Here is a 22,536-nt window from a genome sequence, read left to right as displayed (position 1 = left end):
CGCGCGATGCGATTGCGATATGAGCGCCCGCGCGACGCGGCGGGCGCCGTTTCAACAGGAGCTACGATGAGCGTTTCCCTCGCAATGCGCGGCCTCGCGGCCGCGGCAATCGTCGCCGGATCATGCGGCGGCGGCCCGGCGCTGGCTGCAGGCGGCGCGCCGCAGGACCCGCCGAGCGTCGTGCCCGAAGCGGCCGGCGTCGATTCGGCGCCGCTCGTGCGGCTGTCCGAATGGCTGCGCCGCGACCGGATGGACGTGCGCAGCCTCGTCGTCGTGAAGGACGGCAAGCTGATCTTCGAGCGCTACGGCGCGAACGCGTCGCGCGACTCGACGTACGAGCTGTACTCGGTGACGAAGGCCGTGACGTCGCTGGTCGCGGGCATCCTGGTTGATCAGGGCGCCGTGCATGTCGACGAGCCGGTGGCCGCGCGGCTCGCCGCGTGGCGCCCCGAACTCGGCGGCGCGTTCGCGGACAAGCGCGGCATCGCGCTGAAGCACGTGCTGTCGATGGCGAGCGGGCTGCATTACGACTTCAGCCCGAAGAACGATCCGATCTACTACACGGCGCCGGACCGGCTGAAGCTCGCCGCGTCGGCCGCGCCGAAGGTCGCGCCGGGCACCGCATTCGAGTACACCGACGTGAACCCGATTCTCGCGTCGGCGATGTTGAGCGCGGCGGCCGGCGAACCCGTCGAGCGCTATGCGCGCACGCACCTGTTCGGCCCGCTCGACATGAAGCGCGCCGCATGGGAGCGCGCGGACCGCACGGGGCTCGTGTCGGCCGGCTGGGGGCTGCGGCTGCGTGCCGTCGACATGGCGAAGATCGGCATGCTCGTGCTCGACGGCGGGCGCTGGCAGGGGCGGCAGGTGGTGCCGCAGGCGTGGATCGCGCAGATGACGGCGCCGCGCGTGTCGCCGCACTTCGGCTACTACTGGTGGATCAATAACATCGTCGACAGCGAGCCGGAATTCGACGCGATGGGCTTCAAGGGGCAATTCATCACGGTGCTGCCGAAGCGCAATACGGTGATCGTGATGACGGGCGTGCTGCCTGTGGACGGCGGCCTGCGCGACGCGGAGAACGTGAAGCTGTTCCGGCGGATGGTGAACGGTTACATCCTGCCGTCGCTCGATGGCGGTGCGGTGTCGGGGCAGGGCGGCGGCACCGGCGATACGCTTGCGGCGCTGCGCGACGAACTCGAAGTGAGTGCGCGCACCGCGGGCGTGCCCGGCACGCAGGTCGATCCGACCGATCTGCCGAAGTAGGCGCGTCGATACGTGTGCGGCGCTGCGTGTGGAGCTGGAAGTGAGTGCGCGCTCCGTGGGCGTGCCCGGCGCGCAGGTCGATTCGACGGATCTGCTGAAGTAGCGTCGGGCATGCGTCCGGTCGGCCCGATGCAGGCGAGCCGGACGCACCGCGTGTCTCACATCACACCAGTTCACCCAGGCACGCGTCGAACTGCGCGACGAGCGTGTCGACATCGTCGGCCGTCGTCTGCGGACATACGAGCATCATGTTGTGGAACGGCGTGATCAGCACGCCGCGGTTCAGCAGATACAGATGCACGATGTGCTCGAGCTCGCTGTCGAGCTGCTCGCCCGCGATCGTGCCGTTGCGTGGCGGCACGGGCGTGAACTGGAATTCGGTGCGTGCGCCGATGCGCGTCACGCACCACGGCAGCTCGTGTTTTGCGATCGCCTGGTCGAGCCCGGCCGCGAGCCGCGCGGCGAGCGCGAACATATTCGCATACGCGGCATCGGTCGCGACGTCGGCGAGCGTCGCGCGCATCGCATGCATCGCGAGCATGTTCGCGGTGAGCGTCGTGCCGATCCCGGAATGGCCGGGCGGTGCGTTCAGCTTCGCCTGTTTCGCGCGTTCCGCGAAGTCGGCGCTGAACCCGTACACCGCGCACGGCACGCCGCCCGCGATCGGCTTGCCGACCACCAGCGCGTCCGGCTCGAGACCGTGCGCGGCCGCGTAGCCGCCCGGGCCGCTGCTGATCGTGTGGGTTTCGTCGATCACGAGCAGCGTGCCGTAGCGACGCGTGAGTTCGCGCGCCGCCTCCCAGAAGCCCGGCTCGGGCAGCACCATCCCGATGTTCGTCATCGCCGGCTCGGCGAGCACGCACGCGACGTCGCCATCCTTCAGCGCCGCCTCGAGCGCGGCCAGATCGTTGAACTCGACCACGCGTGTGTTCGCGAGCAGGTCGTAGGACTGCCCGAGCAGGCTGTCGCGCTGCACCGGGCGGCCGTCGACGAGATCGACGAACACGTCGTCGACCGTGCCGTGATAGCAGCCGTTGAACACGACGATCGAGTTGCGGCCGGTGGCCGCGCGCGCCCAGCGCAGCACGAAGCGATTCGCGTCGCTCGCGCTCAGCGCGAACTGCCAGACCGGCAGCCTGAAGCGGCGCGCGAGTTCGCGCGACACCCAGGCGGCGTCCTCGCTCGGCAGCATCGTCGTGTAGCCGCGCGTCGCCTGTTCGGCGAGCGCGCGTGCGACCGGCTCGGGCGCATGGCCGAACATCGCGCCCGTGTCGCCGAGACAGAAGTCCGCGTAACGATGACCGTCGACGTCGGTGAAGGTCGCGCCGCGCGCCTCCTTCACGACCAGCGAGAACGGGGTCGACCAGTCCTGCATCCAGTGCAGCGGCACGCCGAACAGCAAATGCTCGGACGCTTCCGCGGACAACGCGCGGGAGATCGGCATGGCTTCGGTGAATGCACGGCGCTCGCGATCGAACAGCGCGCGGGCGCGGATGAGGTCGACTCCGTGGCGGGTCTGCAATTGAGGCTCCTGTGACGGTTTGAATGGAATGTTGACGTCTCCGCGAGCTTGTCATATTCCATGCGCGCGGTCGATTCGGACTCGACCGTGTATCCGTCAGACGTGGAGTTTTTGCGCATAAACATACGACAACGGATATCTATGTAGGTCGATCAGGAAGTGAGTGTGCGCACACATACGGGGCGAGGTATCAGCAAAAGTGGGGTAAACGACCGTCATGTACGCGGTGGCGACCACGTCTGGACTTCGCAATGTAGTGTGACGACGTATGAGTAGAGATATGCCGTCCGGCGTGTCGATACCTGGACCGCTGAAGGAGTCGCGCCCACGGCCGCAAGCCGCCGCCCTTCGTCTTCACCCGTCCGATCGCTCGCGTCGCGCCTTCATCGGCTGGACCGGCGCGCTCGCCGACCGTCACGTCGCCGGGGCCGATCCAGCATTCAACGTGAGCGCGATGACGCTGACGAACGTGTCGATCGCGGGCAGGCGGTCACCACGACGATCGGCGACAAGCGGTGACGTAACGGGGCAGGAGAGCGATCGCGTGCGGACGGCCGATGCATGCGATCGCGACGCATCATGCGAGCGTCTTGACCATGTGGTGTTCATCGTAGAAGCGGCCGTCGACGAACAGCGAGCGCGGTTCCGTGCCGAACCGGACGAACCCCTGCGACGCATACAGCCGTTCCGCGGTGCCGTTGATCTCGTTGACGCACAGCATCAGTTGCCTGCATTCCCACGCCTGTGCCGCGTGCGCGGTCGCGCCGTCGAGCAGCGATTGCGCAATGCCGCGGCCGCGGTACGCGGGGTCGACGAACACGCCCCAGATCGTCGCCTTGTGCGCGACCTTGGCGCGCGCGTCGCGGCGCACGCCCGTGATGCCGACGAGCGATGCATCGTCGAATGCGCCGAACACGGCGCGCTCGTGGGTGGGCGTGATGCGCGTCGCGAATTCGTCGACCGGGACGCCGGCTTCCTCGTCGCGGGTCGGCAGGAACGAAGTTGGCGACGTGGCGACCGCGCGCAGGCGGACGGACTGGAATTGCGCCGCGTCGGCGGCATCGAGCAGGCGGATCGTGATCATCGGTCGGTGTTGTCGTTGGTGTGCCGGAAGGTCGGAATCTGCGGCGCGGTGCGTGGCAGGGCATCGACCATGCTAATCGGAAACACACGCATTTGCTGGTGCGATCGACACGCCGCATCGACAGGCGTGAAGCGCTGTACCGAGGCGCGAATGATGGCGGGGATGATGCGTGGAGAATCGATGCGTGTTCGCGAAGTCTGCGGGCAATCGCACGCGGCGCCGAACGCATGCACGCGGAAATGTGCCGGATGATGCGAACGCACCTGCCGTTGCATTGGATGCGACCGCGACCGCGGGTGGCGCGCGACGTGAGGAACGTGACGACGCAGTGCCGTGCGCGGCAGACATGCCGCGCCGACTCGTGGAAGGGGGATGAAGTGAAGCGCGTGCCCGCCGTTGCGCCGAAGCGCCGCTGAGCACGCGAAATACGTCCGCGACGTGAAGTGTCCGCGATATATGTGATGCACCCGATCAACTCAGGCGCATGCGACCCGCATCGACACCGCCTCCGCGACGTGCGGTGTCCGCGATACGTGTGATGCACCCGATCAACTCAGGCGCATGCGACCCGCATCGATACCACCTCTGCGACGTGAGGTGTCCGCGATACGTGTGATGCGTCCGATCAACTCAGGCGCACGCGACCCGCATCAATACCGCGACAACTGATTCCCGTTGATCTGCACGCGATCGCCCGGGCGCAGGTCGCCCGGCGACTGCACGTCGAACGAGCGCGTCGAGCCGTCGCTCACCCGCACGTCGATCCGGTAGCCGCTCGGCGGCTGGGCCGCACCCATCTGCTGACCGATCTGGTTGCCGGCGACGGCGCCGCCGAGCGCGCCGATCACGGTGGCCGCATCGCGGCCGTGGCCGCGGCCGAACTGGTTGCCCACCAGGCCGCCGACCAGCGCACCGACGACGGTGCCGGCGACGCCCGACGTGCCGACCGAGCCGTTGATCGGCTGGATGTTCGCGACGGTGCCGTATTGCGTGCCGTAGCCGTTGCCGTACTGGCCGCCGTAAGGCTGCGGGTTGCCGTACTGGTCGTACTGCGGCGCCTGGTTCGGATAGGCCGGCTGCTGCGGCTGCACGTAACCCGGTTGCGAATACGCGGGCTGCGCGTAGCCGGGCGTCGCGTACTGCTGCTGCGGATAGCCCGGTTGCGCGCCGTAGTAGCCTGGCGCGACACAGGCGGTCAGCGGAAGCGCCGCCACGGCGACGAGCGTGGCGAACAGAACGGTCTTCGTGGAAGGCATGCGCATCATGATGTTTCCTGCATCGGCAACGTGTTCGCCGACGAATACCGGGACGGGTGGCGAACTCGGCGTGAGTATAAGGAAAGGGCGGATGCACGTCCGGTGCGGCCGGGTAACAACGTGTAAAGTCTGTTGCCGCGCAAATCGCGGTGCGGCGAGGCCGAGATTCGACGATGCGGTTCGCCGTCCGGCAGCCGCGTGAGGGCGCCGATTGCGCGACGATCGGCACCGGCGCACGCCCGCGCGGTGATCACGCCCCATCTTCGCGCCACGCCCGCCAGGCAGCTCGCCCGCATATCGCGAAATCGAATGCGCGGCATCGCGACATTTAATTGGCCACTGGCCGCCCCGTCCGATATCGTGACCGCACATCCCTGCCAACGGTCGCGCCGTGCCGGCTGCGGTGCCTTCCCCTGTCCGCGTCGGCGTCGCGCAGCGGCCGCCCCACTCGTTCCGACTCATGACCGATCGTTTCTTCACCAACGCCGTCGATGCCGGCGGCCGGCCCGTCAACCTCGTCGTCCATGACGGCCGCTTCGTCGCGATCGGCGCCGCTTGCACTGCCGCGCCCGGCGCCGAAACGATCGACCTCGGCGGCCGCGTCGTGCTGCCCGGCTTCGTCGACGGCCACATCCATCTCGACAAGAGTTTCGTCGGCGACCGCTGGGTGCCGCACCAATCGGTCGACTCGCTGCGCGAGCGGCTCGTGGTCGAGAAGCGCCAGCTCGCGGCTGCGCCGCCGATCGTCGAGCGCGCGAATGCACTGATCGCGCAGGCCGCCGCATTCGGCACGATCGCGATGCGCAGCCACGTCGACGTCGACGCGACGACCGGCCTGTCGAACCTGCACGCCGTGATGGCCGCGCGCGAACAGTGGCGCGGGATCGTCGACATCGAACTGGTCGCGTTTCCGCAGGCCGGCGTGGTGACGTGCCCGGGCACCGCCGCGATCCTCGATGCGGCCGTGCGCGAAGGCGCGGACGTGGTCGGCGGGATCGACCCGACGACGCTCGACGGCGACGCGGACGGCCAGCTCGACATCGTGTTCGGCATCGCCGAGAAGCGCGGCGCGAAGATCGACATCCACCTGCACGAACCGGGCGAGACCGGCGTCGCGCAACTGCTGCGGATCGCGGCGCGCACGCGCGCGGCCGGCCTCGGCGGCCGCGTGAACGTGAGCCACGCGTATGCGCTCGGCCAGGTCGAACATGGCGACGTCGAGCGTGCGGCCGCCGCACTCGCCGACGCCGGCGTGTCGATCCTGACCAACGCGCCGGGCGACTGCGCATTCCCGCCGGTTCAGCAACTGCGCAACGCGGGCGTCCACGTGTTCGCCGGCAACGACAACATTCGCGACGCGTGGTGGCCGTACGGCAACGGCGACATGCTGCAGCGCGCGATGATGGTCGGCTACCGCTCGGGCTTCTTTACCGACGAAGCGCTCGGCATCGCGCTCGACATGGCGACGCACGCCGGCGCGCGCGCGCTCGGCCTCGCGCACTACGGCATCGCGGTCGGCTGCGACGCGAGCTTCGTCGCGGTGCGCGCGCCGAATGCGGCGGCCGCCGTCGCCGGCGTGCCGGCCGAACGCTGGGTGTTTCGACGCGGCGAAAGCGACACCGGCGCGCCGTTCGCGCCGGCGCTGCGTTTCACGCGCTGACGACCCGACCGCCGTCGCGGTGCGTGCATCGCGGCTGCTTCGTACTGACTGACCGATTGACCGACTGACCGACCACACCGGAACCGACATGACGAACCTGCTGATCCGCAACGTCCGCACGCACGCAGACGAAGCGCTCGACATCCTGATCGACGGCGAGCGCATCGCGCGCGTCGGCCCGTCGCTCGACGCGCCCGCCGGCTGCGCGATCGAGGACGGCGCGGGCGCGCTCGCGCTGCCCGGCCTCGTCGAAGGCCACACGCACCTCGACAAGACCCACTGGGGGATGCCGTGGTATCGCAACGCGGTGGGGCCGCGCCTCGTCGACCGCATCGAGAATGAGCGTCACTACCGCGCGACGAGCGGCCATGACGCGGGCGCCGCGTCGCTCGCGCTGTCGCGCGCGTTCCTCGCGGCCGGCACGACGCGCATCCGCACGCACGTCGACGTCGACACCGAAGCCGGGCTGCGCCATCTGCACGGCGTGCTCGCGACGCGCGAGACACTGCGCGGCCAGGTGGAGATCCAGATCGTCGCGTTTCCGCAGTCGGGCGTGCTCAAGCGGCCCGGCACGGCCGCGCTGCTGTCCGACGCGCTCGGCGCGGGCGCCGACCTGCTCGGCGGCCTCGACCCGTGCGCGATCGAAGGCGATCCGGTCGAAGCGGTCGACGTGCTGTTCGGAATCGCAGAGCGTCATGGCCGCGGCCTCGACCTGCATCTGCACGAGCGCGGATCGATGGGCGCGTATTCGCTCGATCTGATCCTGCAGCGCACGGCTGCGCTCGGCATGCAGGGCAAGGTCACGATCAGCCACGGCTTCTGCCTCGGCGACATCGCCGAGCGCGAGCGCGACGCGCTGCTCGCGCGGATGGCGGAACTCGGCGTCGCGATCGTCACGACCGCGCCGGCCGCGGTGCCGGTGCCGTCGGTCGTTGCGTGCCGCGCGGCCGGCGTGACCGTGATCGGCGGCAACGACGGCGTGCGCGACACGTGGACGCCGTACGGCTCGCCCGACATGCTCGAACGCGCGATGCTGATCGGCATGCGCAACGATTTCCGCCGCGACGACGCGCTCGAAGTCGCGCTCGACTGCGTGACGCACGGTGCGGCACGCGGTTGCGGCTTCGCCGACTATGGTCTGGAAGCAGGCAAGCGCGCGGACGTCGTGCTGGTCGATGCGCTGACGTTCGCCGAGGCCGTCGTCGCGCGGCCGACGCGGCGACTCGTCGTGTCGTCGGGGAAGATCGTCGCGCGCGACGGCGCGCTGGTCTGAACCGGGCGCCGCATCGTGCCGGTTATGATCGGGCTTCCTTCAGCCTGATCTTCCGGGAGACGACGATGCGACGCACACGCACGATGGCCGCACGGGCCGCAGGATGGATCGCCGCGGCGACGTTCGCAGCGGCGGCCGCGCACGCAATGGCGGCCGGCCAGGATGGTGCGGGCGGTGCGGACAGCGCGCAGCAGGAAGCGAATCGCCGCACGGTGCTCGCGTTCTACGAGAAAGGCCTGAACGAGAAGGATGCGGATGCCGCCCTCGCGTACGTCGGCGACCGGTACGTGCAGCACAACCCGAACGCGGCCGACGGCCGCGACGGTTTCCGCAAGTTCGTCGCGTTCCTGCGCGACAAGTATCCGCAGTCGCACAGCGAGATCAAGCGCTCGTTCGTCGACGGCGACTACGTGATCCTGCACGTGCACGCGGTGCGCGAACCCGGCACGCGCGGCAGCGCGATCGTGGACATCTTCCGGCTCGAACACGGCAAGATCGTCGAACACTGGGACGTGAACCAGCCGGTGCCGGAGCAGGCGGCGAACGGGAACACGATGTTCTGACGGGCGTCGGTTTTCTCGACATGCGCCGCCGCCCGGTCGATGCCCGCCCGCATCGCTGCGCTCATTCCTGCTCGTGCTCCAGCATCGTTGCGAGCGCCTTCGTCAGTTCGCTGACCATCGGATCGGCGGTCGGCCGATGCAGGATCGCGATGTCCATGTGCTCGATCGGCGCGAAGCCGCCGTGCGCGTCGGTCAGCACGACGTGCTCGTCGGTCACCACGCGCGCGGGCAGCACGCTGATGCCGAGCCCGTCCGCGACGGCTGCCTGGATCCCGCTCAGGCTCGACGTCGTGAAGCTGATCCGCCAGCGGCGGCCGCGTTCCTCGATCGCCTTGATCATGTCGTCGCGATAAAGCCCGCGCGGCGGGAACACGACGATCGGCACCGGATCGAGGTCGATCGTCGGATGCTGCGCGCTGTCGATCCAGCGCAGTTTCTCCGGCCAGCGCACCACCGCCTCGCGGCTGTCGCGCCGCTGCTTGATCAGCACGAGATCGAGCTCGCCGCGATCGTAGGCCGCGCAGATGTCGCGGCTCAGCCCGCACGTCACCTCGAGCTTCACCTGCGGATGATCGCGCTTGAACGCGGCGAGCGCATGGGTCGTGCGGCCCGCCGCGAAATCGTCGGGCACGCCGAGCCGGATCGTCAGCGCGACGGTCGCGCCCGACAGCGCTTCCAGCATCTCGTCGTTCAGCGCGATCATGCGCCGCGCGTAGCTGAGCACCGTCACGCCGGCGTCGGTCGGCCGCACGTCGCGCGTGCCGCGGTCGAGCAGGCGATGCCCGGCGATCTCCTCCAGCCGCCGCACCTTCTGGCTGACCGTCGACTGCGTCGAATGCAGGCGCGCGGACGCGGTCGTGAAGCTGCCGCAGTCGGCGACCATCACGAGCGCGCGCAACAGGTCGAGGTCGAACAAAGGTCTATTCATTTCTGCACTTTTGCGGATTCGAGCATTTCATTTTCAAATGTGTGCGACGACTTTTAACATGGCCCGAGACCGCGGGCAATCGCGGTTTCGCCGGACCCGGCGCGGCCGTGCGGGCGGACCTGCTTTTCAAACGGATGGCGATCGTCGGCACGCTCGGCGGCGCTGCGCGGCCTGATGGCGGCGGGCGCGCGGTAGCGTCGAGGTGGTATAGATCGGAAGGCCGCTTTTCGGCAGCCAGCGATGGGTGGCGGTCTGATTCACCGTGAAATTTGGACCGCCACGGCTTGTGGATATCGAATCGAACCTACTCTCGGCCGACTGTGCGCATTATCGGGTAAACGCCTGAGCATCAGAAAAATTACCGTAAATTGTTGCATATGTCGCGTTACATCGCTCTTTTTTGGCGATCTCTTCGTCCAATTCTCCTGGTCGGCCGCACCTCCATTCCTTCCGCTTGCGCTTGAAAATCAAGCGGTCTAGACTGCATCGCAGATTCATCGAAGTCCCTGTCTTTCGCGTACCGCGCCGGGCCAGCCGGCACGACGCTCCCCAACGGACGCCCGGCGCCTTCCCACGCCACGTCGAGACCAAAAGGACACACCATGAGCCGCACTGCAAGGCTTCTCGCTTCCGCGCTGGCGTTCGCGCCGCTCGTCTCGTTCGCGCAGGACACGGCGACGATCCGCTGGGGCATCGATCCCACCTATCCGCCGTTCGAGGCGAAGCAGCCCGACGGCTCGCTCGCCGGCTTCGACATCGACCTGCGCAATGCGATCTGCGAGCAGCTGCGCGCGAAATGCGTGTGGGTCGAGCAGGGTTTCGACGGGATGATTCCGGCGCTGCGCGCGCGCAAGTTCGACGTGATCATGTCCGCGATGACGGCCACCGACGAGCGGCTCAAGCAGATTGACTTCTCGAACAAGCTGTATGCGTCGCCGGGCGCGCTCGTCGCACCGGCCGGCTCGAAGCTGCTGCCGACCGCGGCGTCGCTTGCCGGCAAGCGCGTCGGGATCGACCAGGGCACGACGCAGGAGGCCTACGCGAAGGCCGAATGGGCGACCAAGGGCGTGACGATCGTGTCGTACCAGAACCAGGACCAGGTGTATCAGGATCTGGTGAACGGCCGTCTCGACGCGACCTTCCAGGACAAGACGCAGGCCGGCTATTCGTTCCTGAAGACGCCGCGCGGCAAGGGCTACGCGTTCGCGGGCCCCGACGTGACCGACGTGCGCATCACCGGCTACGGCGTCGCGATGGGCGTGCGCAAGGGCGACGCCGACATGAAGAAGCGGCTGAACGACGCGATCGTCGCGATCCGCGCGAATGGCACGTACCAGAAGATCGCCGCGAAATACTTCGACTTCGACATCTACGGCGCGAAGCAGCAGCTGACTTCCGCGCCGTGAACCCGTGACCCTGCCATTCCATGACCCCGTGGCTCAATCAATCGACAGGCAACCCATGACGAGTATCCAGGAACGCGTCGCGAAAGCCGTGACGCCCGAACTGATCGCCGCCTTCCGCGACGAAGGCGCCGTATGCATCAAGGGCATCTTCTCGCCCGACGAAGTGGCCGCGCTGCGTGCCGGCATCGACGCGAACCTCGCGCAGCCGAGCGCGCGCGCGAAGGTCGCGAGCCGGCCCGACGATCCGGGCTGGTTCTTCGAGGACTTCTGCAACTGGCAGCACAACGACGCGTATCGCGACTTCATCGTGCGGTCGCCCGCGCCGTCGGTGGCCGCGGCGCTGATGGGCACGCAGACGGTGCGGCTGCATCACGACCACCTGCTCGTGAAGGAGCCCGGCACGCGGCAGCGCACGCCGTGGCACCAGGACCAGCCGTACTACAACATCGAAGGCGACGACAACGTCAGCATGTGGATTCCGGTCGATCCGGTGCCGCTCGAATCGACGCTGGAATTCGTCGCGGGTTCGCACCAGGGGCCGTGGCTGATGCCGCGCACGTTCATGGACAAGGAGGCGAAGTGGTTCCCGGAAGGCAGCCTCGCCGACCTGCCCGACATCGAAGCCGACCGCGCGGCGTTCCCGATCCGTCACTGGGCGCTCGAGCCGGGCGACATGGTGTGCTTCCGGATGCTGACGCTGCATGCGTCGGGCGGGACGCAGAACCGCCGGCGCGCGTTCTCGATCCGCTTCGTCGGCGACGATATCTGTCACGCGCCGCGCCGCTGGAAGACGTCGCCCGATTTCCCGGGACTGGCCGACGAACTGCCCGACGGCGCGCCGCTCGAGCATGCGCTGTTTCCGGTCGTGTGGTCGCGCGGCGCGGGACAGGTCGGGGCGATCTGAGCGGCGCGGATCGACGACGTCACGCGACATCGAGCGACGTCAAGCCACGTCAAGCCACGTCAAGCCACGTCAAGCGACATTCAGCGACGTCTTGCGCGCGGTGACCGTTTCTTCGCGAAGCGGCGCGCCGCGCATGGTCTCTTACCCGCGCTGAAGAAGGTTCAGGTCTGGTGACGTCCGGCGCCCGGCTTGAAGCGCGAGCCGAGCCGGTAGCGGTTGCCCGGATGCAGGAAGTGCACGAACGTGACGGGTAGCCCGTTCGTCCAGGTGCGGCGCGTGAGCGTGAGGCACGGCTCGTCGGCGCGCATGTCGAGCAGCCGCGCCTGTTCACCGGACGGCAGCGAAGCGTCGACCACGTGCTCGATCTCCAGTTCGTAGTGCGACACGTTGTTGAACAGGTATTCGGACGGCGGCTCGGCCTGGAAATCCTGATCGATGAATTCGGGCGCGGCGGCCGGGTTCACGTAGCGATCCTCGAGCTGGATCGGGCGGCCGTTTTCCTCGTGCACGCACACCACGTGAAAGACCGGCGTGTTGACCGCCAGCCCGAACGCGGCCGCGACGTCGAACGACGCGGGCTCGCGCGACTGGCTGAGCACGCGGCAGCGGTACTCGTGGCCGCGCGCGCGGATCTCGTCGCGGATGTGCGCGATCATCAGCAGGTTCGACTGCGGCTTCACCTCGGCGACGAAGGTTCCGACGCCGGCGATGCGCTTCAGCACGCCTTCCTCGGTCAGCTCGCGCAGCGCGCGGTTGACCGTCATGCGCGCGACGCCGAACTGCGCGGCGAGATCGAGCTCGGACGGAATGCGGTCCCCCGGGCGCCAGTCGCCCGCATCGACGTTCTGGCGAACGAGCGTCTTGATCTGCTGGAACGGTGCGGTGGTCTTCGTGACCATCGGGGGATCCTCGGGGAAGGGCAATCGCGAAATTCTATCCCGGATCAGGACGCGGGCAGTTCGCGAACGTCGGCCGTCGGCACGGATCCGAACGCATCGCTCAGCGCATAGCCGATCAGTTGCCGCGCGGCGGCCTCGGGTGTCGACAGCGCGCCGCTCGACTTCAGTTCGTCGAATTTCTCGCGCATCGGGAAGTTCGCTTCGCTGGTCGAGCGGATCGTCGCCTGCATGCCCGTATCGACGACGCCCGGCGCGACGCTGCAGATCCGCAGCGCGCGGTTCGCATCGAGCGCGACGGCGCGCGCGTGATGATCGAGCGCGGCCTTGGTCGCGCAGTAGACGCTCCAGCCCGCGTACGCGTTGCGCGCGGCGCCGCTCGACACGTGCAGGATCCGGCATTCGGTCGGCGCCGCTGCCGCCTGCACGAGCGCGGCCGACAGCATCAGCGGCGCCGCGACGTTCAGGCCGACCGCGCGCGCGACGAGCGCCGGATCCTGCGCGTCGAGCGGCCCGATCGGATCGACGATGCCCGCGTTGTTGAAGAGCAGCACGATCGACGCGCCATCGACGAAGCGGCGCAGCGTGTCGCCGGCGAGCCAGGTCGCGACGGCCGACGTGTCCGACAGGTCGAGTTCGATTTCGGCGAAACGGTCGCCGGCCTGCGCGGCGAGCGACGGATGACGGCTGCGCGACACGCCGAGCACGGCGATGCCTTCCTGCAGCAATTGTTCGGCAAGCGACGCGCCGAGGCCGCGCGTGTGTCCGGTGACGATGGCGCGCACGTGCGGCGCGAGAGACGAGGCGATCATGGCGGTGAACGAGTGAACGGTTGAAGCGTGTCGACAGGCGCGGCGCGCAGGCGTGCGGGACGGGCGATGCACGGTATCGACCTGGCGGACGGATCCGGCCGAGCGCCGCGCCGCGTGTCCGGGTGAACGCGTATCGTAGCGCCGGCCTGCGCGGCGCGCAAACGCGGGACGATGCCGCGCGCGAGCGTGGAGCCTGCGTTCGTGCGGCCGAATGCAGGCGTCGTCGTGCGCCACCGCACGGCCGAACCGTTGGACGAAAACCGGCCGCGGCAAGTGCGCGCGCCGTGGCGGCGAGTGGCGCCGGGCCTCACGTCGCGAGCTATCATATGGCTCGCCCGTTCGCGACGCCGGACGGGCCGCGACCGTTTCCCTTCACCCGCTGCACGCTGCGACGCCATCCATGAACACCACGCCGGACATGCCCACGCCCCGCGCCCTGCGCGAACTCACGCCCCTCGAGGCCCGCATTCTCGGGGTGCTCGTCGAGAAGCAGCACACGGTGCCGGACACCTATCCGTTGTCGCTGAATGCGCTGACCGCGGGCTGCAACCAGAAAACCGCGCGCTCGCCGGTGATGAACGTCAGCGAGGACGAAGTCACGACCGCGCTCGACGGGCTCAAGCACCTGAGCCTCGTGATGGAGGGCAGCAGCAGCCGCGTGCCGCGTTTCGAGCACAACGTGAACCGCGTGCTCGGGATTCCGAGCCAGGCGATCGCGCTGCTGACGATCCTGCTGCTGCGCGGCCCGCAGACGGCCGCCGAACTGCGCCTGAACAGCGCACGCCTGCACGGCTTCGCGGACATCTCGTCGGTCGAGGCGTTCCTCGACGAACTCGCGACGCGTGCGCAGCCGCTCGTCGTCCGGCTGCCGCGCGCGCCCGGTGCGCGCGAGAACCGCTGGATGCACCTGATGTGCGGCGAGGTGAACGTCGCCGACTACGCCGGTGCGGACGCGGGCGGCGGCGCGGATTCCGTTCCGCCGTCGGAGTTCGAGGCGCTCAAGGCCGAGCAGAAGCGGCTTGCGGATGAAGTGGCGCGGCTGAACGCACTCGTGCAGCGGATGGCGACCGAACTCGGGATCGACGTCGATACCCCGGGCGACGCCGGCTGATTGCCCGACCGAGCCAACTCGACACCGGCGCGCATGGGAGTCGTGGATGGAGAAGCGATTCAGCCGATGCTGATTCGCGTGGCACCTGCGTCGACGAGCCGGAACAGCAGATCCTCGACGGCCGCGCCCGGCGCCGAGCCCAGGTCCGCATTGACGCGCCATCCTTGCTCCGTGCCCGCCGGTTCCGACAGATAGTGAACGATGCCGTGCAGGCCGTCCTCGGCCGGCTCGCCTGCGTCGTCGGCGTCGAACCATGCGAAGAACCATGTCCTGAACGCGTCGGTGGCCGCGGCCTCGCCGATGCCGTCGGCTTCGATCGTCGCCCAGTCCCACACGAACGGCCGGATCGTCACGGCCGCCGTTTCGAGTTCGAACGCGAACGGCTCGAAGTCCAGTTGCGCGGTCGAGTCGACCATCGCCGGCTGGCCGGCCGATTCGCCTTCGGTGTGGACGATGTCGGCGCGGCACGGCAGTGCGAGCGGGCCTTCGGTGGCCAGCGTGCCGTCGGCTTTCCGGTAGGCCGGTTCGACGACGGCCGCCGGTTGCGCTGCCGCTTGTGCGAGCAGGTCGACGTAGGGCTGGCGGATGGCGCTGAGCAGTTCGGATACGGTCATCGTGGCGTGTCGGGTCATGTTGCGAACGATCAATCACAGACAGGTGGTGCGTCGTGCCGCCTGCGCCGAAGGCGAGGCGCCATCGGCAGCGGACAGCCATGATCGTACGGTACGTCGGCCACACGCGACCACTCGGCCAAACGGCCGGCGCCCCGGGTCGCGTTGCGGCTGGCGACCGGCGGCGCCTGCATGACGCCCGTTCCAGGAAGCCCTGTCGACAGGCCCGGAAACGTCGGCAGGCGCGCGCCCGCAGCGTGCGGCATCGGCGCAACGCGCCGAATGCCCGGGCGATCCGTTGCGGATCGCCGTTCTTTCGTCCGGCCGCCCGGCCTCTTGACGCAGATCGCATGCCCCCGGCGCGCCTCGCTGCCGCCTTGCGCGAGTGCCATAATCGAGCCTGCACCTCATTCCAGACGTCCCCCGGAGAATCACCATGCAGAACCTCGACAATCCTTCCCATGATCGCGAGGTAGGCAGTGCCGACGCGACGCAGGACACCACGCGTATCGACGACGTCCGCATCGGCGCCGTGCGTCCGCTGATCTCGCCGGCGCTGCTGCAGGACGAACTGCCGGTGCCGGCCGCCACGCAGACGCTCGTCGAGGACACGCGCCGCGCGATCGGCGACATCCTGCACGGCCGCGACGACCGGCTGCTGCTCGTCGTCGGCCCGTGCTCGATCCACGATCACGACCAGGCGCTCGAGTACGCCCGCCGCCTGAAGGCCGCCGCTGATGCGCTGAAGGACGACCTGCTGATCACGATGCGCGTGTACTTCGAGAAGCCGCGCACGACGGTCGGCTGGAAGGGCTACATCAACGATCCGCGCCTCGACGGCAGCTTCCGCATCAACGAAGGGCTGCGCGCGGCGCGGCAACTGCTGCTCGACATCAACGCGCTCGGCCTGCCTGCGTCGACCGAATTTCTCGACCTGCTGAGCCCGCAGTACATCGCGGACCTGATCGCGTGGGGCGCGATCGGCGCGCGCACGACCGAGAGCCAGAGCCATCGTCAGCTGGCATCGGGGCTGAGCTGCCCGATCGGTTTCAAGAACGGCACCGACGGCGGCGTGCAGGTCGCATCGGACGCGATCGTCGCCGCGCGCGCGAGCCATGCGTTCATGGGGATGACGAAGATGGGCATGGCCGCGATCTTCGAGACGCGCGGCAACGACGACGCGCACGTGATCCTGCGCGGCGGCAAGAACGGGCCGAACTACGACGCCGAGCACGTCGAGGCGAGCTGCGCGGTGCTGCGCAAGAGCGGGTTGCGCGAGCAGGTGATGGTCGATTGCTCGCATGCGAATTCCAACAAGTCGCACGAGCGGCAGATCGAGGTCGCGCAGGATCTCGCGCGGCAGCTGTCGCAGGGCGAGCACCGGATCGTCGGCGTGATGGTCGAGAGCCATCTCGAGGCCGGGCGCCAGGATCTGAAGCCGGGCGTGCCGCTGCAGTACGGCGTGTCGATCACCGATGCGTGCCTGAGCTGGACGCAGACGGAGCCGGTGCTCGATGTGCTGGCGGAGGCAGTGCGGCATCGCAGGGTGTATTCGCGCAACGCGTAAGGCGGTGTGACTGCGCGGCGGGGCCGGGGGGCATCCGCCGCATGGTCCGTGCGCCGGTGACGAGCGGATGCCCGTCTCCGATGTTCTCCCGATCGACATGCCGCGGCGCGCGCTTTTCTCCGCCGCGCGCACATCCTGTCCGCACGGACATTGATCTCCATCCGTGTCGCCCCGCCTGTCACGTCGCACTCCGAACGCACGATCCGGCGAATGCCGCTACCATGAAGCCGTGTTGCACGCTGCGGTCCGGCCACGCCGGTCCGTCATGCACACACGCAGTGGCGGCGCGGCTGGCCGCCACGCGACCGACGAAGCGCGGGGCGCTCACCGATCAGCCGTTGCGCCCGCGTCGCTTCGCTCCCGGAATCAACAACAACCGAACCGGAGTGCAATACATGAAGTTCTACAAGACCCTCATCGCGGCAACCGTCCTCGCATCGAGCGTCAGCGCGCACGCGCAGATCGCCGGCGCGCAGCCGCTCAGCGTGACCGTCGAGCAATCGCAGGCGCTGCTCGAAGGCTGGAGCGTGAAGAAGAGCGTGCTCGGCAAGGCCGTATACAACGACCAGAACCAGAAAGTCGGCACGGTGCGCGACCTGATCGTCGCGCCGGACGGCTCGGTGTCGGCGGCGATCGTATCGGCCGGCGGCTTCCTCGGCGTGGCCGCGCATGACGTCGCGGTGCCGATCGCGTCGCTCGACGTGCGCAACGGCAACATCTACCTGCCGGGCGCGACGAAGGACGCGTTGAAGGCCACGCCGGCGTTCCAGTACGCGAAAGTGCCGTCGCCGCCGAAACCGAAGAAGGCCGACGACAAGCACTGATCCACGCGGCCCGGCGCGCGACCTGCGATGCCCGGCCGGCCGGCGCCGGGCCGCGCCACGTCGCGCGTCGATCCATCTCGGGCGCGGCGCGCGCCCGCGCTCGGCCTACGTAATTCTACGTAGCCCCGCATACGTAGTTGTGCGCTTGTAAGCTGCCCCCGTCGCGCGGAATACTACGGCCCATCGCCGCGACATCCACGAGACGCGGCACGACGCATCGACGTCACGCGGGTTCGGCGCCTGGCCGGATCCACTCAAAACCACATTGGAGACCAGGAGACGCCATGAATCGGGCTTCCAGTACCCTGCTATGGATCGCCGTCGCGCTGCTCGGCGCATTCGCGTTCGGGACGATCGCACTCGCGCACGGCGAACGCGTCAGCGCGCTGTGGATCGTGATCGCCGCAGTTTGCGTATATCTGATCGCATATCGCTTCTACAGCCGTTTCATCGCCAGCAAGGTCATGCAGCTCGACGGGCTGCGGATGACGCCGGCCGTCCGGCACAACGACGGCCTCGACTACGTGCCGACCAACAAGTACGTGCTGTTCGGCCATCACTTCGCCGCGATCGCCGGCGCCGGGCCGCTCGTCGGCCCCGTGCTCGCCGCGCAGATGGGCTACACGCCCGGCATGCTGTGGATCCTGGCCGGCGTCGTGTTCGCCGGCGCGGTGCAGGACTTCATCGTGCTGTTCATCTCGACGCGCCGCGACGGCCGCTCGCTCGGCGACCTCGTCAAGATGGAGCTCGGCACGGTGCCCGGCGTGATCGCGCTGTTCGGCGCGTTCCTGATCATGGTGATCATCCTCGCGGTGCTCGCGCTGATCGTCGTGAAGGCGCTGACGAATTCGCCGTGGGGCACGTTCACCGTCGCCGCGACGATTCCGATCGCGCTGTTCATGGGCGTCTACACGCGCTACATCCGTCCGGGCCGCATCGGCGAAGTGTCGATCATCGGCTTCGTGCTGCTGATGGCGTCGATCGCGTTCGGTCAGACCGTGCACGATTCGCCGGCGCTCGCCGCGTGGTTCACGTTCAGCGGCACGCAGCTCACGTGGATCCTGATCGGCTACGGTTTCGTCGCATCGGTGCTGCCGGTGTGGCTGCTGCTCGCGCCGCGCGACTACCTGTCGACGTTCCTGAAGATCGGCACGATCCTCGGCCTCGCGATCGGCATCCTGGTCGTCGCGCCGGAACTGAAGATGCCCGCGCTGACGAAGTTCGTCGACGGCACGGGCCCGGTGTGGTCGGGCAACCTGTTCCCGTTCCTGTTCATCACGATCGCGTGCGGCGCGGTGTCGGGCTTCCACGCGCTGATCTCGTCGGGCACCACGCCGAAGCTGATCGACAACGAAACCAACGCGCGCTTCATCGGTTACGGCGCGATGCTGATGGAATCGTTCGTCGCGATCATGGCGCTGGTCGCCGCGTGCGTGATCGAGCCGGGCATCTACTTCGCGATGAACGCGCCGGCCGCCGTGCTCGGCTCGACGCCGGAAGCCGTCGCGAACACGGTCACGCAATGGGGCTTCGTGCTGACGCCGGACATGCTGACGCAGACCGCGAAGGCCGTCGGCGAAACGACGATCATCGCGCGTGCGGGCGGCGCGCCGACGCTGGCCGTCGGCATGGCGCACATCCTGCACCAGGTGATCGGCGGCGAAGCGATGATGGCGTTCTGGTATCACTTCGCGATCCTGTTCGAGGCGCTGTTCATCCTGACGGCGGTCGACGCCGGCACGCGTGCGGGCCGCTTCATGCTGCAGGACCTGCTCGGCACGTTCCACCCGGCGCTCAAGCGCACCGAGTCGCTGCCCGCGAACCTGGTCGCCACCGCGCTGTGCGTGGCCGCGTGGGGCTACTTCCTGTACCAGGGCGTGGTCGATCCGCTCGGCGGCATCAACACGCTGTGGCCGCTGTTCGGCATCTCGAACCAGATGCTCGCCGCGATCGCGCTGGTGCTCGGCACCGTCGTGCTGTTCAAGATGAAGCGCGAGCGCTACGCGTGGGTGACTATCGTGCCGACCGCATGGCTGCTGATCTGCACGCTGACGGCCGGCTGGCAGAAGATCTTCGATGCGAACCCGAAGGTCAGCTTCCTCGCGCACGCGGCGAAGCTGCAGGCCGCGGTGGACGAAGGCAAGGTGCTCGCGCCGGCGAAGTCGATCGCGCAGATGCAGCGGATCATCTTCAACGACTACATCGATGCGGCGCTGGCCGGCCTGTTCATCTTCGTCGTCGTGGCGATCGCGGGGTACGGGCTGCTCGCCGTGCTGCGCGCGCGCCGCGAGTCGAAGCCGACCGTGCGCGAGACGCCGTACGAAGCAATGCCGGCCGCGCAGGCGCTCGGCAGCGGACGTTAAAGGGAGGCCGCGATGTTCACCGATCTCGGCAGCGACCTGCGCAGCGCGGGGCGTTACCTCGGGCAGGCGTTGCGGCTGATGGTCGGCCTGCCCGACTACGACACCTACGTCGCGCACATGCGCGACACCCATCCGGACCGCGAGCCGATGACGTATGAGGAATTCTTCCGCGAGCGTCAGAATGCACGGTACGGGTCGGGGGCAGGGAAGTGTTGCTGAAGCGGGCCGGCGAAGCCGGCCGGTAAGGGCACCACCAAGTGCAGTCCGGTGACGGACCAGGAAGCGCCGCGAAGGCATTCGCGGCGCTTTTTTATTTGGCGGGCCGGGGCGGGCATGTTTGCTGCCTGTCGTGGTTGCGGCGGTTGGCCGGCTTCAGCGCGGCTTGATCCGGCCGCCGGTATCATAGGGCTCTACTTTTTTCCGATGAATCCGCGCAGGAGAACCCGTCGTGCATGTCGGTGAGCGTTTCAACAGCATTTCCCATCTCGTCGGCGCGGTATTGTCGGTGGCAGGGCTGGTCGCGCTGGTGACGATGGGCGCGCTCGACCGCGATCCTTACAAGATCGTGAGCTTCAGCGTGTACGGCGCGATGCTGATCCTGCTGTACGGGATCTCGACCGCGTATCACAGCGTGCGCAACCCGCGGCTCAAGGCGATCCTGCAGAAGTGTGACCATTCGGCGATCTATCTGTTGATCGCGGGCAGCTACACGCCGTTCACGCTTGTCACGCTGCGCGGCCCGTGGGGCTGGTCGCTGTTCGGCGTGAGCTGGGGGCTCGCCGCGTTCGGGATCGTGCAGGAGCTCACGCTCGGACGGCGCACGCGCATCGTGTCGATGATCCTGTACGTGCTGATGGGCTGGCTCGCGCTCGTCGCGATCCGCCCGCTGATCCATGCGTTGCCGCCGGTGGGTACCGCATGGCTCGTGGCCGGCGGCGTCATCTACAGCGCCGGGATCTACTTCTTCATCAACGACGAACGCATCCGCCACGGGCACGGTATCTGGCACCTTTTCGTGCTGGCCGGCAGCCTGTGCCAGTTCGTCAGTGTCGCGATGTATGTCGCGTGAGCGACGCAGGACGGAGCCGAAGGCGCGGCCGCATGCGGCGCCCGAGTCAGCCGGAGCAGGCGCGCCGCGCGTTCTTCGTGGTCGTCGGCATCAGGTGCGACCGGCCGCTGGCGCGACGTCGCGCAGCGCGTTGAACCCGACCCACCCCCAGTAGACGCGATGATGCGCGATCAGCCCGTCGCGCAGATCCATCACCTCGACGAGATCGACCTGATCGCCGTCCGGCGTTTCGCGCGGATATTCCCACGTGAGTTGCTTGCCGTTCGAAAAGAACAGGCCCGTGCGGTACCAGCGTCCGAGCCGGTTGCCCGGATTGCGCAGCCCTGCCGCGAAGAACGCGCCGATCGCGGGCTTGCCGTGCAGCACGCCCGAGTCGTGATCGGGCAGCGTGGCGACGATCAGCGGCGTTTCGAGGATCGCGTCGTCCGCGTACAGCGACATCAGCGCATCGAGGTCGCGTGCGACGACGGCGGCGTGCCAGTCTCGATGGATGCGGTGCGCATCGGTGTCGGCGTGGGTCATGGCGGGTTCCGGCAAGCGTGGATAACGGCACCACTGTATTGATGCAACGCTGTCGGACGTTTCACCGCAGGCCGAAACGTGGATGTTGCGTGCGCCGAGCGCAACCGCAGCCGCAACCGCAACCGCAACCGCAACCGCGTTCCGCCGTTCGCGTCAGCCCCCCAGCGCGCCGAGATTCAGTTCATGCGACTTGCCGATCCACACCGCGCTGTCGCGATGATCGCGTAGTTCGTCGTTGGTATTCGGATGCAGGAAGATGTCGAGCGCGCCGTGATTCAGCACGAGCCACGGCACGATGGTCTCGAACCGCGTGGCGTCGAACGCGATCTGGTACGACCAGGCCGGATGCGGGCCGACGAGGCGTTCGTGAAAGCGGCCGAGCTCGATGATCGCGCCGAACCGCTCTTCGACGACGAGGCGAAACGCCCAGGCCGCGTCGCGGCTGGCGGCGTCGAAGTAGACGTGTGCGTGCCAACTGTTGATCGCGGTGGAATCGATATCAGCCATGACGGGACTCGTGAGAGGAATAGGGAAGGCATGAGCGCCGTCACTTGCGGCGCGATGCGCAATTATCGCGCGTCCTTGTCGGACACGTCTTGTCGCGAAGCGATAAATCGGCGTGAAGAATGGTTGCGCGTCAAACAAACCGGCGGGTTCGTTGAGGTATTTCCCGCGCGGGCCGGCATGCGCGGCATCGCGCCGAAAGCCTGGCCGGCGCGGGTGCCGAGCGAAATCGCTTCGGCAATACGTCATTTCGAAAATGGCAAAAGCGATTCGCGCGCTGCATCGAATCGTCTGCAAAAACGCGATCAGGTCGTTGAATGAAATAAAGAAATTCCGCTCGGGCGGTATTGGCGAATCGCGCGCGTCACGCGCCGGCCGTCGGTGCCGAAAATATC

At 68.1% G+C, this 22,536-nt stretch carries 23 protein-coding genes; 13 read left to right on the top strand and 10 right to left on the bottom strand.

Annotation, left to right across the window (positions count from 1 at the left end; translation table 11 throughout):
• The first annotated feature begins 66 nt into the window (after positions 1-66).
• Positions 67-1,266, top strand: coding sequence for a serine hydrolase (locus tag U4Z31_RS08240; protein ID WP_321809938.1), 1,200 nt, complete (start codon positions 67-69; stop codon positions 1,264-1,266).
• 163 nt (positions 1,267-1,429) lie between these two features.
• On the opposite strand, the gene U4Z31_RS08235 is transcribed toward U4Z31_RS08240, so the two are convergent.
• From U4Z31_RS08235 to U4Z31_RS08220, 4 genes are all read right to left on the bottom strand, one after another.
• Positions 1,430-2,788, bottom strand: coding sequence for an aspartate aminotransferase family protein (locus tag U4Z31_RS08235; RefSeq protein ID WP_321809937.1), 1,359 nt, complete (start codon positions 2,786-2,788; stop codon positions 1,430-1,432).
• Between the two features lie 577 nt (positions 2,789-3,365).
• Positions 3,366-3,872 (bottom strand): GNAT family N-acetyltransferase, encoded by a 507-nt coding sequence (locus U4Z31_RS08230; RefSeq protein WP_257772781.1) that lies wholly within the window; start codon positions 3,870-3,872, stop codon positions 3,366-3,368.
• Positions 3,869-4,147 carry a hypothetical protein gene (locus U4Z31_RS08225; protein ID WP_321797996.1) on the bottom strand — a complete coding sequence of 93 codons (279 nt, stop codon included), beginning with the start codon at positions 4,145-4,147 and terminating at the stop codon, positions 3,869-3,871. Before U4Z31_RS08225 ends, U4Z31_RS08230 begins: the two co-directional genes overlap by 4 nt.
• A gap of 375 nt (positions 4,148-4,522) precedes the next feature.
• Complete coding sequence (locus U4Z31_RS08220; protein ID WP_321809936.1) at positions 4,523-5,137, bottom strand: glycine zipper 2TM domain-containing protein; 615 nt, start codon at positions 5,135-5,137, stop codon at positions 4,523-4,525.
• 451 nt (positions 5,138-5,588) lie between these two features.
• On the opposite strand from U4Z31_RS08220, the gene U4Z31_RS08215 reads away from it, so the two are divergent.
• The 3 genes from U4Z31_RS08215 to U4Z31_RS08205 all read left to right on the top strand — a co-directional run bounded on the left by U4Z31_RS08215 (position 5,589) and on the right by U4Z31_RS08205 (position 8,624).
• Positions 5,589-6,788 carry an amidohydrolase family protein gene (locus U4Z31_RS08215; RefSeq protein ID WP_321809935.1) on the top strand — a complete coding sequence of 400 codons (1,200 nt, stop codon included), beginning with the start codon at positions 5,589-5,591 and terminating at the stop codon, positions 6,786-6,788.
• A gap of 88 nt (positions 6,789-6,876) precedes the next feature.
• Complete coding sequence (locus U4Z31_RS08210) at positions 6,877-8,061, top strand: amidohydrolase family protein (protein ID WP_321797992.1); 1,185 nt, start codon at positions 6,877-6,879, stop codon at positions 8,059-8,061.
• 65 nt (positions 8,062-8,126) lie between these two features.
• The gene (locus U4Z31_RS08205; RefSeq protein WP_321809934.1) at positions 8,127-8,624 is read left to right on the top strand and encodes a nuclear transport factor 2 family protein; all 498 of its coding nucleotides are present in this window, start codon (positions 8,127-8,129) and stop codon (positions 8,622-8,624) included.
• A gap of 61 nt (positions 8,625-8,685) precedes the next feature.
• Here the strand turns inward: U4Z31_RS08205 and U4Z31_RS08200 are convergent, their stop codons facing one another.
• The gene (locus U4Z31_RS08200; protein ID WP_321809933.1) at positions 8,686-9,552 is read right to left on the bottom strand and encodes a LysR family transcriptional regulator; all 867 of its coding nucleotides are present in this window, start codon (positions 9,550-9,552) and stop codon (positions 8,686-8,688) included.
• Between the two features lie 602 nt (positions 9,553-10,154).
• Here U4Z31_RS08200 and U4Z31_RS08195 point away from each other — a divergent pair.
• Both U4Z31_RS08195 and U4Z31_RS08190 read left to right on the top strand, forming a co-directional pair.
• Positions 10,155-10,958 (top strand): ABC transporter substrate-binding protein, encoded by an 804-nt coding sequence (locus U4Z31_RS08195; protein ID WP_321809932.1) that lies wholly within the window; start codon positions 10,155-10,157, stop codon positions 10,956-10,958.
• 55 nt (positions 10,959-11,013) lie between these two features.
• Complete coding sequence (locus U4Z31_RS08190; RefSeq protein ID WP_321809931.1) at positions 11,014-11,862, top strand: phytanoyl-CoA dioxygenase family protein; 849 nt, start codon at positions 11,014-11,016, stop codon at positions 11,860-11,862.
• 161 nt (positions 11,863-12,023) lie between these two features.
• On the opposite strand, the gene hutC is transcribed toward U4Z31_RS08190, so the two are convergent.
• Both hutC and U4Z31_RS08180 read right to left on the bottom strand, forming a co-directional pair.
• Complete coding sequence (gene hutC, locus U4Z31_RS08185) at positions 12,024-12,761, bottom strand: histidine utilization repressor (protein WP_044844967.1); 738 nt, start codon at positions 12,759-12,761, stop codon at positions 12,024-12,026.
• Positions 12,762-12,805: 44 nt separating this feature from the next.
• A complete protein-coding gene (locus U4Z31_RS08180; RefSeq protein WP_124486033.1) occupies positions 12,806-13,570 on the bottom strand; it encodes an SDR family oxidoreductase in 765 nt (254 codons plus the stop codon).
• Positions 13,571-13,970: 400 nt separating this feature from the next.
• On the opposite strand from U4Z31_RS08180, the gene U4Z31_RS08175 reads away from it, so the two are divergent.
• The gene (locus U4Z31_RS08175) at positions 13,971-14,681 is read left to right on the top strand and encodes a YceH family protein (protein WP_257772772.1); all 711 of its coding nucleotides are present in this window, start codon (positions 13,971-13,973) and stop codon (positions 14,679-14,681) included.
• Positions 14,682-14,740: 59 nt separating this feature from the next.
• Here U4Z31_RS08175 and U4Z31_RS08170 read toward each other — a convergent pair whose 3' ends face one another.
• A complete protein-coding gene (locus tag U4Z31_RS08170) occupies positions 14,741-15,295 on the bottom strand; it encodes a hypothetical protein (RefSeq protein ID WP_321809930.1) in 555 nt (184 codons plus the stop codon).
• Between the two features lie 433 nt (positions 15,296-15,728).
• On the opposite strand from U4Z31_RS08170, the gene U4Z31_RS08165 reads away from it, so the two are divergent.
• The 5 genes from U4Z31_RS08165 to trhA all read left to right on the top strand — a co-directional run bounded on the left by U4Z31_RS08165 (position 15,729) and on the right by trhA (position 21,115).
• Positions 15,729-16,859: a 3-deoxy-7-phosphoheptulonate synthase gene (locus tag U4Z31_RS08165; protein ID WP_014900794.1), complete on the top strand. Its 1,131-nt coding sequence runs from the start codon at positions 15,729-15,731 to the stop codon at positions 16,857-16,859.
• 395 nt (positions 16,860-17,254) lie between these two features.
• Positions 17,255-17,683: a PRC-barrel domain-containing protein gene (locus tag U4Z31_RS08160; RefSeq protein WP_044844971.1), complete on the top strand. Its 429-nt coding sequence runs from the start codon at positions 17,255-17,257 to the stop codon at positions 17,681-17,683.
• A gap of 284 nt (positions 17,684-17,967) precedes the next feature.
• Complete coding sequence (locus tag U4Z31_RS08155; protein WP_124520108.1) at positions 17,968-20,046, top strand: carbon starvation CstA family protein; 2,079 nt, start codon at positions 17,968-17,970, stop codon at positions 20,044-20,046.
• A 12-nt stretch (positions 20,047-20,058) separates the two neighbouring features.
• A complete protein-coding gene (locus tag U4Z31_RS08150) occupies positions 20,059-20,265 on the top strand; it encodes a YbdD/YjiX family protein (protein ID WP_011881067.1) in 207 nt (68 codons plus the stop codon).
• A 229-nt stretch (positions 20,266-20,494) separates the two neighbouring features.
• The gene (trhA, locus tag U4Z31_RS08145) at positions 20,495-21,115 is read left to right on the top strand and encodes a PAQR family membrane homeostasis protein TrhA (protein WP_044844973.1); all 621 of its coding nucleotides are present in this window, start codon (positions 20,495-20,497) and stop codon (positions 21,113-21,115) included.
• 90 nt (positions 21,116-21,205) lie between these two features.
• Here trhA and U4Z31_RS08140 read toward each other — a convergent pair whose 3' ends face one another.
• Complete coding sequence (locus U4Z31_RS08140; RefSeq protein ID WP_321809929.1) at positions 21,206-21,637, bottom strand: nuclear transport factor 2 family protein; 432 nt, start codon at positions 21,635-21,637, stop codon at positions 21,206-21,208.
• A 153-nt stretch (positions 21,638-21,790) separates the two neighbouring features.
• Positions 21,791-22,144, bottom strand: coding sequence for a DOPA 4,5-dioxygenase family protein (locus U4Z31_RS08135; protein ID WP_321809928.1), 354 nt, complete (start codon positions 22,142-22,144; stop codon positions 21,791-21,793).
• A 30-nt stretch (positions 22,145-22,174) separates the two neighbouring features.
• Between U4Z31_RS08135 and U4Z31_RS08130 the strand changes: the two genes are divergently transcribed.
• Positions 22,175-22,462 (top strand): hypothetical protein, encoded by a 288-nt coding sequence (locus U4Z31_RS08130; protein ID WP_321809927.1) that lies wholly within the window; start codon positions 22,175-22,177, stop codon positions 22,460-22,462.
• Positions 22,463-22,536 lie beyond the last annotated feature (74 nt).

The organism is Burkholderia sp. BCC1985 (genome assembly GCF_905339915.1).
Classification (GTDB): domain Bacteria; phylum Pseudomonadota; class Gammaproteobacteria; order Burkholderiales; family Burkholderiaceae; genus Burkholderia.
The sequence above is the reverse complement of the archived record's forward strand: the minus strand, read 5'-3'. Positions and strand labels throughout refer to the sequence as shown.

Excerpts from the sequence above, each read along its gene's own strand:
- U4Z31_RS08170 (WP_321809930.1), bottom strand. The coding sequence starts at position 15,295 with ATGACCGTATCCGAACTGCTCAGCGCCATCCGCCAGCCCTACGTCGAC.
- U4Z31_RS08200 (WP_321809933.1), bottom strand. The coding sequence starts at position 9,552 with ATGAATAGACCTTTGTTCGACCTCGACCTGTTGCGCGCGCTCGTGATG.
- U4Z31_RS08205 (WP_321809934.1), top strand. The coding sequence starts at position 8,127 with ATGCGACGCACACGCACGATGGCCGCACGGGCCGCAGGATGGATCGCC.
- U4Z31_RS08160 (WP_044844971.1), top strand. The coding sequence starts at position 17,255 with ATGAAGTTCTACAAGACCCTCATCGCGGCAACCGTCCTCGCATCGAGC.
- U4Z31_RS08210 (WP_321797992.1), top strand. The coding sequence starts at position 6,877 with ATGACGAACCTGCTGATCCGCAACGTCCGCACGCACGCAGACGAAGCG.
- U4Z31_RS08240 (WP_321809938.1), top strand. The coding sequence starts at position 67 with ATGAGCGTTTCCCTCGCAATGCGCGGCCTCGCGGCCGCGGCAATCGTC.
- U4Z31_RS08130 (WP_321809927.1), top strand. The coding sequence starts at position 22,175 with ATGAGCGCCGTCACTTGCGGCGCGATGCGCAATTATCGCGCGTCCTTG.
- U4Z31_RS08190 (WP_321809931.1), top strand. The coding sequence starts at position 11,014 with ATGACGAGTATCCAGGAACGCGTCGCGAAAGCCGTGACGCCCGAACTG.
- hutC (WP_044844967.1), bottom strand. The coding sequence starts at position 12,761 with ATGGTCACGAAGACCACCGCACCGTTCCAGCAGATCAAGACGCTCGTT.
- U4Z31_RS08180 (WP_124486033.1), bottom strand. The coding sequence starts at position 13,570 with ATGATCGCCTCGTCTCTCGCGCCGCACGTGCGCGCCATCGTCACCGGA.
- U4Z31_RS08195 (WP_321809932.1), top strand. The coding sequence starts at position 10,155 with ATGAGCCGCACTGCAAGGCTTCTCGCTTCCGCGCTGGCGTTCGCGCCG.
- U4Z31_RS08140 (WP_321809929.1), bottom strand. The coding sequence starts at position 21,637 with ATGACCCACGCCGACACCGATGCGCACCGCATCCATCGAGACTGGCAC.
- U4Z31_RS08165 (WP_014900794.1), top strand. The coding sequence starts at position 15,729 with ATGCAGAACCTCGACAATCCTTCCCATGATCGCGAGGTAGGCAGTGCC.
- U4Z31_RS08220 (WP_321809936.1), bottom strand. The coding sequence starts at position 5,137 with ATGATGCGCATGCCTTCCACGAAGACCGTTCTGTTCGCCACGCTCGTC.
- U4Z31_RS08215 (WP_321809935.1), top strand. The coding sequence starts at position 5,589 with ATGACCGATCGTTTCTTCACCAACGCCGTCGATGCCGGCGGCCGGCCC.
- U4Z31_RS08225 (WP_321797996.1), bottom strand. The coding sequence starts at position 4,147 with ATGCAACGGCAGGTGCGTTCGCATCATCCGGCACATTTCCGCGTGCAT.
- U4Z31_RS08155 (WP_124520108.1), top strand. The coding sequence starts at position 17,968 with ATGAATCGGGCTTCCAGTACCCTGCTATGGATCGCCGTCGCGCTGCTC.
- U4Z31_RS08230 (WP_257772781.1), bottom strand. The coding sequence starts at position 3,872 with ATGATCACGATCCGCCTGCTCGATGCCGCCGACGCGGCGCAATTCCAG.
- U4Z31_RS08135 (WP_321809928.1), bottom strand. The coding sequence starts at position 22,144 with ATGGCTGATATCGATTCCACCGCGATCAACAGTTGGCACGCACACGTC.
- U4Z31_RS08150 (WP_011881067.1), top strand. The coding sequence starts at position 20,059 with ATGTTCACCGATCTCGGCAGCGACCTGCGCAGCGCGGGGCGTTACCTC.
- U4Z31_RS08175 (WP_257772772.1), top strand. The coding sequence starts at position 13,971 with ATGAACACCACGCCGGACATGCCCACGCCCCGCGCCCTGCGCGAACTC.